This window comes from Bradyrhizobium lablabi (assembly GCF_001440475.1).
Lineage (GTDB): Bacteria > Pseudomonadota > Alphaproteobacteria > Rhizobiales > Xanthobacteraceae > Bradyrhizobium > Bradyrhizobium lablabi.
On the sequence record NZ_LLYB01000062.1, the window covers coordinates 36,195 to 50,432 of the forward strand.

Annotated in this window: 11 protein-coding genes and 1 pseudogene; 8 read left to right on the top strand and 4 right to left on the bottom strand. The window is 63.8% G+C overall.

What is annotated here, in order from left to right; genetic code table 11:
• The 3 genes from CQ14_RS14650 to CQ14_RS14660 form a co-directional block, all read right to left on the bottom strand.
• A partial coding sequence (locus CQ14_RS14650; RefSeq protein ID WP_057858607.1) for a GlcG/HbpS family heme-binding protein occupies positions 1–415 on the bottom strand: 415 nt, incomplete at its 3' end.
• A gap of 29 nt (positions 416–444) precedes the next feature.
• Positions 445–3,387 (bottom strand): FAD-binding and (Fe-S)-binding domain-containing protein, encoded by a 2,943-nt coding sequence (locus CQ14_RS14655; protein WP_057858589.1) that lies wholly within the window; start codon positions 3,385–3,387, stop codon positions 445–447.
• 105 nt (positions 3,388–3,492) lie between these two features.
• Positions 3,493–4,239, bottom strand: coding sequence for a GntR family transcriptional regulator (locus CQ14_RS14660; RefSeq protein ID WP_057858590.1), 747 nt, complete (start codon positions 4,237–4,239; stop codon positions 3,493–3,495).
• Between the two features lie 120 nt (positions 4,240–4,359).
• Between CQ14_RS14660 and CQ14_RS14665 the strand changes: the two genes are divergently transcribed.
• The 4 genes from CQ14_RS14665 (at position 4,360) to CQ14_RS14680 (ending at position 8,910) form a co-directional block, all read left to right on the top strand.
• Entirely contained in the window at positions 4,360–5,562 is a 1,203-nt protein-coding gene (locus tag CQ14_RS14665) for a pyridoxal-phosphate-dependent aminotransferase family protein (RefSeq protein ID WP_057858591.1), read from the top strand.
• 135 nt (positions 5,563–5,697) lie between these two features.
• Complete coding sequence (locus CQ14_RS14670; protein WP_057858592.1) at positions 5,698–6,897, top strand: pyridoxal-phosphate-dependent aminotransferase family protein; 1,200 nt, start codon at positions 5,698–5,700, stop codon at positions 6,895–6,897.
• Between the two features lie 36 nt (positions 6,898–6,933).
• Positions 6,934–7,731 (top strand): enoyl-CoA hydratase/isomerase family protein, encoded by a 798-nt coding sequence (locus tag CQ14_RS14675; RefSeq protein ID WP_057858593.1) that lies wholly within the window; start codon positions 6,934–6,936, stop codon positions 7,729–7,731.
• 183 nt (positions 7,732–7,914) lie between these two features.
• The gene (locus CQ14_RS14680) at positions 7,915–8,910 is read left to right on the top strand and encodes a Bug family tripartite tricarboxylate transporter substrate binding protein (protein WP_430650177.1); all 996 of its coding nucleotides are present in this window, start codon (positions 7,915–7,917) and stop codon (positions 8,908–8,910) included.
• Between the two features lie 71 nt (positions 8,911–8,981).
• Here CQ14_RS14680 and CQ14_RS14685 read toward each other — a convergent pair.
• Positions 8,982–9,630, bottom strand: a pseudogene (locus tag CQ14_RS14685) (class II aldolase/adducin family protein).
• Positions 9,631–9,720: 90 nt separating this feature from the next.
• Between CQ14_RS14685 and CQ14_RS14690 the strand changes: the two are divergent.
• The 4 genes from CQ14_RS14690 (at position 9,721) to CQ14_RS14705 (ending at position 13,979) form a co-directional block, all read left to right on the top strand.
• The gene (locus tag CQ14_RS14690; protein WP_057858594.1) at positions 9,721–10,596 is read left to right on the top strand and encodes an S-methyl-5'-thioadenosine phosphorylase; all 876 of its coding nucleotides are present in this window, start codon (positions 9,721–9,723) and stop codon (positions 10,594–10,596) included.
• Between the two features lie 41 nt (positions 10,597–10,637).
• Positions 10,638–11,741, top strand: coding sequence for an S-methyl-5-thioribose-1-phosphate isomerase (gene mtnA / locus CQ14_RS14695; RefSeq protein WP_057858595.1), 1,104 nt, complete (start codon positions 10,638–10,640; stop codon positions 11,739–11,741).
• 60 nt (positions 11,742–11,801) lie between these two features.
• Complete coding sequence (locus CQ14_RS14700; RefSeq protein ID WP_057858596.1) at positions 11,802–12,344, top strand: tripartite tricarboxylate transporter TctB family protein; 543 nt, start codon at positions 11,802–11,804, stop codon at positions 12,342–12,344.
• Positions 12,345–12,467: 123 nt separating this feature from the next.
• Positions 12,468–13,979 carry a tripartite tricarboxylate transporter permease gene (locus tag CQ14_RS14705; protein ID WP_057858597.1) on the top strand — a complete coding sequence of 504 codons (1,512 nt, stop codon included), beginning with the start codon at positions 12,468–12,470 and terminating at the stop codon, positions 13,977–13,979.
• The last annotated feature ends 259 nt before the right edge of the window (positions 13,980–14,238 follow it).

Consider the following 14,238-nt stretch of genomic DNA (forward strand, 5'->3'; position numbering starts at 1 on the left):
CCTTCAATCCTGCAGCTTCGATGCCGGCGACGGCGCAGATCTCGTCGTTATCAGACGTGTCGCCGCTGACGCCGACGGCGCCGAGCAGGCCGCTGTCACCCTGGATCAGCACGCCACCGGGCACCGGCACCAGGCGCCCCTGCGCCAGCGCGTTCACGGCGCTGACAAAATAGGCCTGCTCCTGGGCGCGCTGGAACAATGCCCGCGACCCCATACCCATCGCGAGCGCGCCATAGGCCTTGCCATGCGCGATCTCGGCGCGCATCAGGCTGGTGCCGTCCTGTGCGGCCGTGACCTTCACGCAACCGCGGGCGTCCAGAATGGTGATGACCAGCGGCTTCAGCTTCTTCTCGACGCCCTTGGCGAGGGCGGCATCGAGAATCTTGCGGGCGAGGTCGAGGGTGAGTTCAGCCATAAATCAGGTCCTTTGCGATTGAGTGGGGATTAATGCTTCACTTGCGCGCTGTCGAGGCTCATCGCGAGTACGCGGGCGACGTGCAGCGGTGCACGGTTCGTGCCATCCTTGATCTGGTGCCGGCACGAAGTTCCGTCGGCGACGATCAGTGTGGCGGCTTCGGCGCAGCGTACCGCCGGCAGCAGCGACAGCTCGGCCATCTCCATTGAGGCCTCGTAGGTGTCGGCGCCGTAGCCGAACGCGCCGGCCATGCCGCAGCAACTGGACTCGATGGCTTCGACGCTGAGTTCGGGAACGAGGCGAAGCACCTTTTCGACCGGCTTGAACGCGCCGAACGACTTTTGATGGCAATGGCCGTGAATTAGCGCTTTCCCCGATATCGCGCCGAGCGGCAGCTTCAGCCGTCCGGCCTCCGCCTCGCGAACCAGGAATTCCTCGAACAGCAATGCATGTGCGCCGATGCTCTTCGCCTCATTATCCGAGCGCAGCGACAGCAGTTCATCGCGCAGTGTGAGAAGACAGCTCGGCTCCAACCCGATGATCGGCACCCCGCGCGCCGCGAACGGCGCATAAGTGGTGACCAGCCTGTTCAATTCGCGGCGTGCCTGGTCGACCAGTCCCGCCGAGAGGAACGTCCGCCCGCAACACAGCGGCCGGGCGCGATCCGCAGGTCTCGGGATGTGGACGCGATATCCAGCCTCGATCAGCACCCGCAAGGCGGCATCGAGATTTTCCCGCTCATAGGCGCGATTGAACGTATCGGCGAACAGCACGACTTCGCGGCCATCCGACGCGCCATACGTCTCGGCATCGGGCCTGAACACGTCGCGACGGAACGCGGGCAGGGCGCGCTTGGCGCTGATGCCGGCAAATTTCTCGAACAGCGCGCGCAGCAACGGGCTGCTGTTGCGCCAGTTGGCGAGCGGCGCGAAGCGGGACGCCAGCTCCACATAGCGTGGGAGGTAGCCGACCAGCCGGTCGCGCAGCGAAAGGCCACGTTTCTCCGCGCGCGTAGCCAGCACCTCGATCTTCATCTTGGCCATGTCGACGCCGGTCGGGCATTCATGGCGGCAGGCCTTGCAGGATACGCAGAGTTTCAGCGTCTCCATCATCTCATCCGAAGCCAGCGCGTCGGGCCCGAGTTGACCCGATATCGCCAGCCGCAACGTATTGGCGCGGCCGCGCGTGACGTCCTTCTCGTTGCGGGTGGCGCGATAGGACGGGCACATCACGCCGCCCTCGAGCTTGCGGCAGGCGCCGTTGTTGTTGCACATCTCGACCGCGCCCTGAAACCCGCCGCCGGCGCCGGGATAGGCCGACCAGTCGAGCGCGGTTTTCAGTTCACTGACGCGATAGTCCGGCCGATAGCGGAACAGGCTGCGGTCGTCCATCCTGGGCGGATCGACGATTTTGCCGGGATTGAGCAGATTGTCAGGATCGAAGCGCTGCTTGACCTCCCGGAAGTCGGCAACGATGCGCGCGCCGAACATTGCTTCGTGAAACTCGGAGCGAACGAGCCCATCGCCATGCTCGCCGGAATGCGATCCCTTGTATTCGCGCACCATCTCGAACGCCTCTTCGGCGATGGCGCGCATCGCCTTGACGTCCTTCTCCAGCTTCAAATTGAGAACGGGACGAACATGCAGGCAGCCTTCGGAGGCGTGCGCGTACATCGTGCCGCGCGTCCCGTGCCTGGCGAAGATGGCGTTGAGCCGCTCGGTGTAGTCCGCAAGGTGTGGCAGCGGCACGGCGCAGTCCTCGACGAAGGAGACCGGCTTGCCCTCCTGCTTCATCGACATCATGACGTTGAGGCCGGAGGTGCGGAAATCCGCGATGGCCGTCTGTCTCGCAGGTTCGACGACGTCGACCACGCCGCCCCATTTGCGCTGCGGATGGTTCCAGCCGAAGCCGAGGTCTGCCATCAATTCGGAAAGCTGCTTCAGCTTTTGCAGATTGTCGGGCTGATCCTCTTCCGCAAATTCGACGATCAGCAGCGCATCGGGATCGCCGCGCACGGTCGCCTCGATCACCGGCTTGAACATCGCGATGTCACGGCCGAGCGCGATCATGGTGCGGTCAACCAGCTCAACGGCGATGGGCCGCAGCTTCACCAGATGCTGCGCCGCATCCATCGCCTCATAGAAGCTGCCGAAATGGCAGACGCCCAGCACCTTGTTGCGAATCACGGGCCACAGCTTCAGCTCAACCTGCGTCGTGAACGCCAGCGTGCCCTCCGAGCCGACCAGCAAATGCGCCAAATTGTTCGGCGCATTGCGCGGCACCAGCGCATCGAGATTGTAGCCGCCGACGCGGCGCTGCACTTTCGGGAAGCGCTCGGCGACCTCGGCGGCCTCGCGCTCGCCGAGATCGAGCATGTCACGGAATAGTTCGAGCCCACTCTGCGGCGAGTTCACCCGCGCGAGATCCCGCGGCACCTCGCCGAAATGCAGCAGCGTGCTGTCGGCCAGCGCCGCATCCATCGATAGCGTGTTGTCACGCATGGTGCCGTAGCGCAGCGAACGACCGCCGCAGGAATTGTTGCCGGCCATGCCGCCGATGGTGGCGCGCGAGGCGGTGGAGACGTCGACCGGAAACCACAGCCCATGCTTCCTGAGCTGGCGATTGAGGTCGTCGAGCACGATGCCGGGCTCGACCACGCAGGTCCGGTTCTCGACGTCGAGCGAGAGCAGGCGGTTCAGGTGCTTCGAAAAGTCGACGACAAGTCCTTCGTTGACGGTCTGGCCGCATTGCGAGGTGCCGCCGCCGCGCGGGGTGACGATTCGTCCCTCGTCCCGGGCGATCGAAAGCGCCCGCAGGGCCTCGTCCATGGTCCGGGGGACCACCACGCCAAGGGGCAGGATCTGGTAGAACGAGGCATCGGTCGCGTAGCGGCCGCGGCTAAATCGGTCGAACAGGACGTCGCCGGTAATATTTGATCGTAGCTGGCGCTCAAGTGGTGACGCGTTCTTCATCCCAAATCCTATCGTCCAGGAGGATTGTTTCGGCAATCTCTCAAGGAAACAGATGCAATTTATCTTGGGGCAGCGTCAATTGTGAATTCATAATGTATTGGAGGGCTAGCCCTCTGTGGCCTCGGCGATCGCCCCCTCCGGCATCCCGCCGAGGTGCTCGACCGCCGCAGTCCGCTTGTTGCGCAGGTGCTGGAACAGGATGTCGGCGAGTTCGCTGCCGGCCCGGCGCCGCAGCGCATCCAGGATCCCTTCGTGCTCGCGCATCGCCTCGGTCCAGCGCTGTCGTTCGCGCGCGAAGTTGGCGGAATAACGAACGCGGCGGATCCGGCCGGCCAGGTTGGCGTAGATGGTGCGCAGCGTTTCGTTGCGGGATGCCGCCACGATCCTTTCATGGATGCGCTGGTTGGCCTGAAAGTAATTGTGCATGTTGCGATGCAGGTAGTGGCCGTACATTTCGTAGTGCAGTCGCTCGATCTCGGCGATTTCTTCATCCGTGATGGTTTCGCAGGCGAGCCGCCCGGCGAGGCTTTCTAGGCCGCCCATGACGTCGAACAGTTCCTCCAGATCGCGCTTGCCAAGCTGGCGCACGCGCGCACCGCGGTTGGGCAGCAGGTCGATCAGTCCTTCGGCAGCCAGTACCTTGAGAGCCTCGCGCAGGGGCGTGCGGGAAATTCCGAACATTTCGCAGAGCTGTCGTTCGGGAACGCGCCCGCCGTCCGGAATGTTGCCTTCGACCACGTAGTCGCGAAGCCGCGACAGGATTTCGCCGTGCAGCGAAGGCTCGCTGCGCTCGGGGCCGCTGTCGGCGGGTTTGGCGATTGGCACCCCGGATTCGGGAATCGTTGATTTCATAGCTGCAACGGTAGTTTGCGGAACCATCAACGTCGATACCGATAATGCATGTAAAATATCGTTTTACAAACCAAAAAATGAATGCAAAATGGTCGTGGGCTACGGCGACGGGAGGTCATCATGCGGCAAGGACGGCATTTTCTGCAGATTCCGGGCCCGAGCCCTGTGCCCGATCGTGTTCTTCGCGCGATGGACATGCCGGTCATCGATCACCGCAGCGCCGAGTTCGGCCAGCTCGGGCGTACGGTTCTGGAGGGCGCCCAGAAGATTTTCCAAACCTCGGGACCGGTCATGATTTTCCCTTCGTCGGGCACCGGCGCCTGGGAAGCTGCGATCGTCAACACCCTGTCGCCGGGCGACAAGGTGTTGATGGTGGAGACCGGTCACTTCGCCACCTTGTGGCGCCAGATGGCCGCACGCTGGGGAATTGACGTCGATTTCTTGCCCGGCGACTGGCGCCGCGGCGCAGACCCTGCGGTCATCGAAGAACGGCTGACGCGCGACACGTCGCATGCGCTCAAGGCGGTGATGGTCGTTCATAACGAAACCTCAACCGGTGCGACCAGCCGGATCGGCGAAATCCGCGCCGCGATGGACCGGGCCGGTCATCCGGCGCTCCTGATGGTCGACACCATCTCCTCGCTGGGATCGGCCGACTATCGGCACGACGAATGGGGGGTCGACGTCAGCGTGAGCTGCTCGCAGAAAGGCTTCATGCTGCCGCCCGGTCTGGGCTTCAACGCGATCTCGGAGAAGGCCCGCGCTGCCGCCAAGACCAACAAAATGCCGCGGTCGTACTGGGATTGGGAGGAAATGCTGAAGCCGAATGCAAACGGCTTCTTCCCGTACACGCCGGCAACCAATCTGCTCTACGGCCTGCGCGAGGCCATCGCGATGCTGCTTGAGGAGGGGCTCGACCAGGTCTTTGCGCGCCATCAGCGGCTTGCCGCTGCGACGCGTGTCGCCGTCAATCACTGGGGATTGGAGGTGCTCTGCCAGGAGCCAAAGGACTTTTCCCCTGTTCTCACCGCCGTTCTGATGCCGCCGGGGCATGACGCGGACCAGTTCCGCAAGGTCGTCCTCGACAACTTCAACATGTCGCTCGGCTCCGGACTGTCGAAGGTGGCCGGCAAGGTATTCCGCATCGGTCATCTCGGTGAGTGCAACGAGCTGACCTTGCTCGCTGCGCTGACGGGCGTGGAGATGGGATTATCGGTCGCCGGTATTCCGTACCGGGCCGGCGGCGTCGATGCCGCGATGACGTATCTGGAGCAGCGCCCGCAGGGCAATTCCCCGGCGCATCTCAAGGTCGTCGGCAGCTAGCCGGCAGCTCACGCTTGCCCGGGGTGCGCTCAAGCCCCGCTTCTTATGCATTGACGTGCTCGGTCCGGCGGGCGACAAGCCCGCCAAATGGTGATATTCGAGCGGCTCGAAACGCCAAGACCGGGAAGGACGCCCATGACTGTGCATACTGGACGGCATTTTCTGCAGATTCCGGGACCGACCAACGTGCCGGACCGGGTGCTGCGCGCCATGGATATGCCGACCATGGATCACCGGGGTCCGGAATTTGCCGAGGTCGGATACGCCGCGCTGGCGGCCATGCAGCGGGTATTTCGTACCAAGCAGCCGGTGATCATCTACCCGTCGTCGGGCACCGGCGCCTGGGAGGCGGCCATCGTCAACACGCTGCAGCCCGGCGACAAGGTGCTGATGGCGGAGACCGGGCAGTTCGCCGTGCTGTGGCGCGGTATCGCCGACAAGTTCAAGCTCGAAGTGGATTTCATTCCTGGCGACTGGCGGCACGGCGCGGACCTCGAGCAGATCGAGGCACGGCTATCGGCCGACAAGGCGCACAAGATCAAGGCTGTGTGCGTGGTCCACAACGAGACCTCGACTGGCTGCGTCACCCATCCGCAGGATGTCCGTAAGATTCTCGACCGCGTTAATCACCCCGCGCTGCTGATGGTCGATACCATCTCCGGTCTCGGATCGCTCGAATATGAACACGACGCCTGGGGCATCGACGTCTCGGTCGCGGGATCGCAGAAGGGCCTGATGCTGCCGCCGGGTCTCGGCTTCAATGCCATTTCGGAGAAGGCGCTTGCGGTAGCGAAGGCCAATCCGGCGATGCGCTCCTATTGGGACTGGCAGGAAGTTATTGCGATCAACAAGGCAGGCACCTGGCCCTATACGCCGGCCACCAACCTGCTGTTCGGTTTGTGCGAAGCGGTCAAGATGCTTGAGGAGGAGGGGCTGGAGAACGTCTTCGCCCGCCACAAGCGCCACAGCGCCGCGACCCGCGCAGCCATCAAGGTCTGGGGCCTGGATACGCAGTGTCAGGAACAGGGCGCGCACTCGCCGGCGCTGACCGGCGTCGTCATGCCGGACGGCCATGACGCCGACAACTTCCGCAAGGTTGTGCTGGAAAACTTCGACATGTCGCTCGGCACCGGCCTGAACAAGATCAAGGGCAAAGTGTTCCGGATCGGCCATATCGGCCACTTCAACGACCTGATGCTGATGGGCACGCTGTCGGGCGTCGAGATGGGCCTCGACCTCGCCAAGGTGCCGCATCGTGGCGGCGGCGTGCTGGCGGCGATGGACGTGCTGAAGGGACGCGATGTCGTCGCGATGCCCAAGGCCGCTGTCGCCTGACACTGTTCGAGCGTAACAACAATAGAGAGAGCTGCGATGAACGCGCCGGTAGCTTCGACTGAGGACCTGATTTATTCCGTCGAGGACGGGATCGCGCGGCTGACGTTCAACCGTCCGCAGGCGCGCAATGCGCTGACCTTTGCCATGTACGAGCAGATGGCGGCGATCTGCGAGACGATCAACAATGATCGCTCGATCAAGGCAATGATCCTGACCGGCGCCGGCGACAAGGCGTTCGCGTCGGGCACCGACATCTCGCAGTTCCGTGCCTTCAAGACCGCGCAGGATGCGCTCGACTATGAGGCGCGGATCGACCGCGTGCTCGGCGCGCTCGAAGCGTGCCGGGTGCCGACGATCGCGGCGATCGCCGGCGCCTGCACCGGCGGCGGCGCCGGGATCGCGGCGTGCTGCGACATCCGCATCGGCACCGAGACGACGCGGATGGGTTTTCCGATCGCGCGCACGCTCGGCAATTGCCTGTCGATGTCCAACATCTCCAGGCTGGTTTCGCTGGTAGGTCCGGCGCGGACCAAGGACCTGATCTTTAGGGCGAGGCTGGTCGAGGCGCCGGAAGCGCTGGAGCTGGGCCTGCTCAATGAAGTCGTGCCCGATGTCGCGGCCCTGCAGCGCCGCGCCGATGAGACCGCGAAGCTCGTCGCGAGCCACGCGCCGATCACGCTCGAGGTCACCAAGGAGGCGGTGCGCCGCATCCGGCGGACTCTCTCGCGCGACGAGGGCGAGGACCTGATCCTGCGCGCCTACATGAGCGAGGATTTCCGCGAGGGCATGGACGCCTTCCTCAACAAGCGCTCGCCGAACTGGAAGGGCAAGTAGCCTTCCGGCTTGCCGACGGCCGCGTACGCGGGCTCTCCCCGAGCCGGCGTTTTTGCGCACGTCGCATACTCATGCGAAAGTCATACGCAGTAAGGTTGCAGTGTGGCTTGAACTCGCCCGCATTAGTCAGCACAATGCCGTGGTATGAAACGATAATTATCTAAATAGAACAACGATATAGGGATGAAGCTCGTGGGACATATCCTGAAAGCCGCGGCCGCCTTGACGGCCATGATTGCAACCGCCCCGGCGTTTGCCGCCTGGGAGCCGACCAAGCCGGTCGAAATCGTGGTCGCCGCCGGCGCCGGCGGCGCGTCCGACCAGATGGCGCGGATGATGCAGGCGGCGATCCAGAAGAACAATCTGATGAAGCAGCCGATGGTGGTTTCGCTGAAGGGCGGAGCGTCCGGCGCCGAGGCGCTGATGTACATGAAGTCCAGCGACGGCGATCCCAACAAGGTGCTGATCGCCTATTCGCTGATCTACATGCTGCCGCTGTCGGCCAAGATTCCCTTCAATTGGCGTGATCTGACGCCGGTGTCGGTGGTCGCCCTCGATCAGTTCGTGCTGTGGGACAACGCCGAGGGTCCCAAGACGGTGAAGGACTTCATCGCCGCCGCCAAGGCGGCGAGCTCGCCGTTCAAGATGGGCGGCACCGGCTCCAAGCGCGAGGACCACGTGCTCACCGTTTTCATGGAGCAGAAGACCGGCGCGAAATTCTCCTATCTGCCCTACAAGTCCGGCGGCGAGGCGGCGACGCAACTCGTCGGCAAGCACACCGAATCCAACGTCAATAATCCTTCCGAGAACCTGGAGGTCTGGCGCGCCGGTCAGGTCCGTGCGCTCTGCGTGTTCGACAAGGAACGCATCTCCTACAAGACGAAGGTCACGGAGACGCAATCCTGGAACGACATCCCGACCTGCAAGGAGGAGGGGCTCGACGTGCAGTATCTGATGCTGCGCGCGATGTTCCTGCCCGGCAAGGTGACGCCGGACCAGCAGGCATTCTATGTCGACCTGTTCCAGAAGGTGACGCAGACGCCGGAGTACAAGGACTACATGGAGAAGCAGGCGCTGAAGCCGATCTTCCTCACCGGCAAGGACATGCTGAAGTTCCTCGAAGAGGACGACAAGCTGAACTCGCAGCTCATGAACGAAGCCGGCTTCGTCGCGAAGTAGCGTCAGGTTTCTTTTCTGACGCGTTTTCTTCACGCGAACCGGTGTCCACTTCGCTCGAAAACGCTATGTCGTTACTCCTCCGCGTAGCCATATCCGGCCATGCGGAGGCGGACCTTCTCGATCTCCTCCTTTGAGAGCAAGGGCGGCGTGCCGATCTGCAGGCAGCCGTGATATTGCCGCGCCAGCGTCTCGACTTCGACCGCCAGCCACATCGCCTTCGAGAGCGATGTCCCGACGGCGATCATGCCGTGATGCTCGAGCAGGCAGGCCAGCCGTCCTTCGAGCGCCTTTACGGCATGTTCCGAAAGCTCCTGGGTGCCGAAGGTCGCATACGGCGCGCAGCGGATGGTGTCGCCGCCGGCAACGGCCACCATGTAATGCACGGGCGGAATCTCCATGCCCATGATCGCCAGCATGGTCGAGTAGGGCGGATGGGTGTGGACGATCGCCTGCACCTCCGGACGGGCCTTGAGGATGTCGCGGTGAAAGCGCCATTCGCTCGACGGACGCTGCGAGGGATCGTGGTTGCCGTCGAGATGCATGTAGACGATCTGGTCGCTTCATCGCCTAGTAGGGTGTGCTGGTGGGCGTGATCAGCATGCCATCGCCATGGCGCAGGCTGATATTGCCCGACGTCCCCTGATTGATGCCGAGCGCATTCATGCGCAGGCAGGCGTCGATGATCGATTGGCGTTTGTCCCGGTCCTTGGTGGTCGGCATGTCAAGCCCTCTTGAAGGGGATGGACAATGCTTGATTATTGCGTCGCAGTATAGTCGAACATGTCTCTGGAATAGCTGAGTGGAGAAGTCATGACGCGCGCCGTGCTTGGCATCATCGGCGGATCCGGCATCTACGACCTGCCGGGGCTGGAAGACGTCCGCGAGGAGACGATTCAGAGCCCCTGGGGCGAGTCGTCCGCGCCGCTGACGCGTGGTGTCATCGAAGGCTTGCCGATTGTGTTCCTGCCGCGGCACGGCAAGGGACACGTGCTGTCGCCCTCCGACATCAACTACCGCGCCAATATCGACGTGCTGAAGCGGGCAGGCGTCACCGACCTGGTTTCGCTCTCGGCCTGCGGCTCCTTCAAGGAGGAACTGTCGCCCGGCACCTTCGTGCTGGTGGATCAGTTCGTCGACCGCACCTACAAGCGCGAGACTTCGTTCTTCGGCAAGGGCTGCGTCGCCCACGTCTCGATGGCCCATCCGGTGTCGCCGCGGCTGCACGTGCATCTCGCCGCCGCCGCCAAGGCCGAAGGCATCGCGTCGGTGCAGGGCGGCACCTATGTCTGCATGGAGGGGCCGCAATTCTCCAGCCTCGCCGAGAGCCTGAGCTACAAGGCGCAAGGCTATGCCGTGATCGGCATGACCAACATGCCCGAGGCCAAGCTCGCCCGCGAGGCCGAGATCTGCTACGCCAGCGTGGCGATGGTCACCGATTACGATTGCTGGCATCCGCATCATGACGCCGTCACCGTGCAGGATATCATTCGCGTGCTGAACTCGAATGCCGGCAAGGCCAAGGCGCTGGTCGCACGTCTCGCCAGGGATTTTCCGCGCGAGCATGAGCCCTGTCCGGTTGGATCGGACAAGGCGCTCGACACCGCCTTGATCACGGCGTCGGAAGCACGCGATGCCAAATTGCTCGCCAAGCTCGATGCCGTCGCGGGCAGGGTGCTCCGGTCGTAAGGATGTCTTCCAGCGGGCGCGCGACGCGAAGGGCATAGAACATGAAGGTCGACGGCCGGCATTTTCGCAGTATCTGGCTCGAGGACGACGGTTGGACCGTCGGTGCGATCGACCAGCGCCGGCTGCCGCATGAATTCGTGGTAGCGCGCATCGCAAACGCAGAGGACGCGACCGAGGCCATCCGCTCCATGCTGGTGCGCGGGGCGCCGCTGATCGGCGCCACGGCGGCTTTTGGCATGGCGCTCGCCATGCGCAGCGACGCTTCCGATGCAGCGCTTGATCGTGCCTATGCCATGCTGCTGGCGGCCCGGCCTACCGCGATCAACCTGAAATGGGCGCTCGACGAGATGGCGCGCCTGCTGCGGCCGTTGCCGGCGTCGGAGCGGGTTGCGGCGGCCTACCGGCGCGCGGTCGAAATCGCCGACGAGGACGTTGCCATCAACCAGGGGATCGGCCGGCACGGGCTGGCGCTGATCGAGCAGATCGCCGCTGGCAAGCGGCTTGGCGAGGTGGTCAACGTCCTGACGCATTGCAACGCCGGCTGGCTCGCGACGGTCGACTGGGGCACCGCGACGGCGCCGATCTACCTCGCCCATGATCGCGGCGTGAAAGTCCATGTCTGGGTCGACGAGACCCGCCCGCGCAATCAGGGCGCTTCGCTGACCGCCTGGGAACTCGGTCACCACGGCGTCCCGCACACGGTGATCCCCGACAACACCGGCGGCCACCTGATGCAGCACCGCATGGTCGATCTCGCCATCGTCGGCACCGACCGGGTGGCGGCCAATGGCGATGTCTGCAACAAGATCGGCACCTATCTGAAGGCGCTGGCCGCCCACGACAACGGCGTGCCGTTCTATGTTGCACTGCCGTCGCCGACCATCGACTTTAGTATCGATGACGGCATCAGGCAGATCCCGATCGAGCAACGCAGCGCCGACGAAGTGGCGACCATGTCCGGCCGCACCGTGGATGGCCGCGTCGAAACCGTGCGCGTGGTTCCCGATGGCTCGCCGGTGGCCAATTACGCCTTCGACGTCACGCCGGCGCGGCTGGTGACGGGCCTGATCACCGAGCGTGGCGTGCTGCGGCCCGATCGTGCTGCACTTGCGAGCGCATTCCCGGAGCGCAGCGCCGGACATTGACGCCAGCGGCGTCGGCACGTATCCCCGTTTGCGTCTGTCGTATCGGGGTTCACCGTCTCCATGTCCAATACCGACATCGAAATCGTCGTCGAGGATCCGACCGCGCCGGAGGCCAACTCGCCTCAAGTGGTGAGCGTTCGCGTCGTCGACGTGGTCGTCTCGCTGCTGTTGCTCGCGCTCGCAATCACGCTCGGTCTTGACAACTGGCGCGCTGGAGCTGGCTGGGAATCCACCGGTCCGCAGCCCGGCTATTTCCCGTTTTACCTCTCGGTCATCCTCGGTGGCGCCAGTCTCTATGGGTTGGTTGCCGCGTTCCTGTCGCGCACGGAGGCCACTGAAACCTTCGTGACGCGCGCGCAGCTTCGCCGCGTGATGGCGGTGTTCGTGCCGACGGTTCTTTTCTGCGTCGCCACGCAGTTCCTCGGGCTCTATGTCGCGAGCTTCCTCCTGATCTCCGGTTTCATGCGCCTGGTCGGCAAGATCGCGCTGTGGAAGTCGCTGCTCACCGCCTTCGTGTTCACTGCGGTAATGTTCGTGACCTTCGACGTCGCTTTCGACGTCATCATGCCGAAGGGCCCGCTCGAAGCGGCGCTCGGCCGCTGACGGGTTTGGCATGACTCCTTCCGTCATTGCGAGGAGCGAAGCGACGAAGCAATCCATTCTTGCTTTGCCGCACCATGGATTGCTTCGCTTCGCTCGCAATGACGAACTGCTTGGGATTACCTGATGGAAGCTTTGGGCCTCTTGATGCACGGCTTTGCCGTGCTGCTGACGTGGAAGACGCTGCTGTTGATGATGACCGGGCTGGTGCTCGGCATTTTCGTCGGGGTGCTGCCGGGCCTCGGCGGCCCCAATGGTGTCGCGATCCTGCTGCCGCTGACATTCACGATGGACCCGACGTCGGCCATCGTGATGCTGTCCTGCATCTATTGGGGGGCGCTGTTCGGCGGCGCCATCACCTCGATCCTGTTCAATATCCCCGGCGAAGCGTGGTCGGTCGCGACCACCTTCGACGGCTATCCGATGGCGCAACAGGGCAGGGCGGCGGAAGCGCTGACCGCGGCCTTCACCTCGTCCTTTATCGGCTCGCTGGTTGCGGTGATGCTGATCACCTTCCTGGCGCCGATGATCTCCTCGTTCGCGCTGAAATTCGGACCGCCGGAATTCTTCGCGGTCTACCTGCTCACCTTCTGCTCCTTTGTCGGGCTCGGCCGCGAGGCCAAGCACAAGACGGTCATTTCGATGTCGCTCGGCCTGCTGCTCGCCGGCATCGGCATGGACACCGTGTCCGGCCAGTTGCGCATGACCTTCGGTTCGGCGGAGCTGTTGCGCGGCGTCAACTTCCTGGTCGCGGTGATCGGCCTGTTCGGCATCAGCGAAATCCTGCTGACGATGGAGGAGCGCCTTGCGCTGCGCGGCCACGCCGCCGGCATCTCGTTGCGCGTGGTGCTCTCGGTGTGGAAGGACCTGCCGAAATACTGGGTGACGCTGCTGCGTTCTTCCTTCATCGGCTGCTGGCTCGGCATCACGCCGGGCGGGGCGATCGCCGCATCGTTTATGGGCTATAACCTGGCCAAGCGCTTCTCCAAGGACCAGGACAGTTTTGGCAAGGGCCGCATCGAGGGCGTGTTCGCGCCGGAGACGGCCGCGCACGCTTCCGGCACATCGGCGCTGCTGCCGATGCTGGCGCTCGGCATTCCCGGTTCCGGCACCGCGGCGATCCTGCTCGGCGGTTTGATGGTGTGGGGCCTCAATCCGGGGCCGTTGCTGTTCGTCGAGCACAAGGATTTCGTCTGGGGCCTGATCGCCTCGATGTATCTCGGCAATGTCGTCGGCCTGGTGCTGGTGCTGACGACGGTGCCGATCTTCGCTTCCATCCTCCGCGTGCCATTCGCCGCCGTCGCGCCGATGATCGTCGTGTCCTGCGCGATCGGCGCCTTCGCGATCCAGAACGCGATGTTCGACATCTGGCTGATGCTGGGCTTCGGCGTCGTCGGCTACGTCTTCAAGAAGATCGGCATTCCCTTGGCGCCGTTCACGCTGGCGCTCGTGCTCGGCAACCGCGCCGAGGATGCGTTCCGCCTGTCGATGATCGGCTCGGGCGGCGACATGAAGGTATTCTGGTCGAACGGCCTCGTCGGTTCGATCACGACGCTGGCGATCGTGCTGCTGTTCTGGCCCGTGATCGACAAGGCGTTCAGCGGTGTCTCGCGCATGGTGCGGCCGGCGAAGGCGTAGCGGCGGGCGTTTGACGCGAAACGGATCGTCATCCCCGCGCATGCGGGGATCCAGTACGCCGCGGCTTATCGGTTCAATCATTGACGTCTCTGGAATACTGGGTCGCCCGGTCGAGCCGGGCGATGACAAGCGTGTGTGCGTTCGCGATCTCGCGGCACGGTTTGCCCGAGGTTTGCATCTTCTTTGCCCGCCCTCTCATTCAGAGGGTGCAGGGAAGACCGGGTGCTTGCTGCACCCGAGGTCTCGTGTGCCGTTGCGC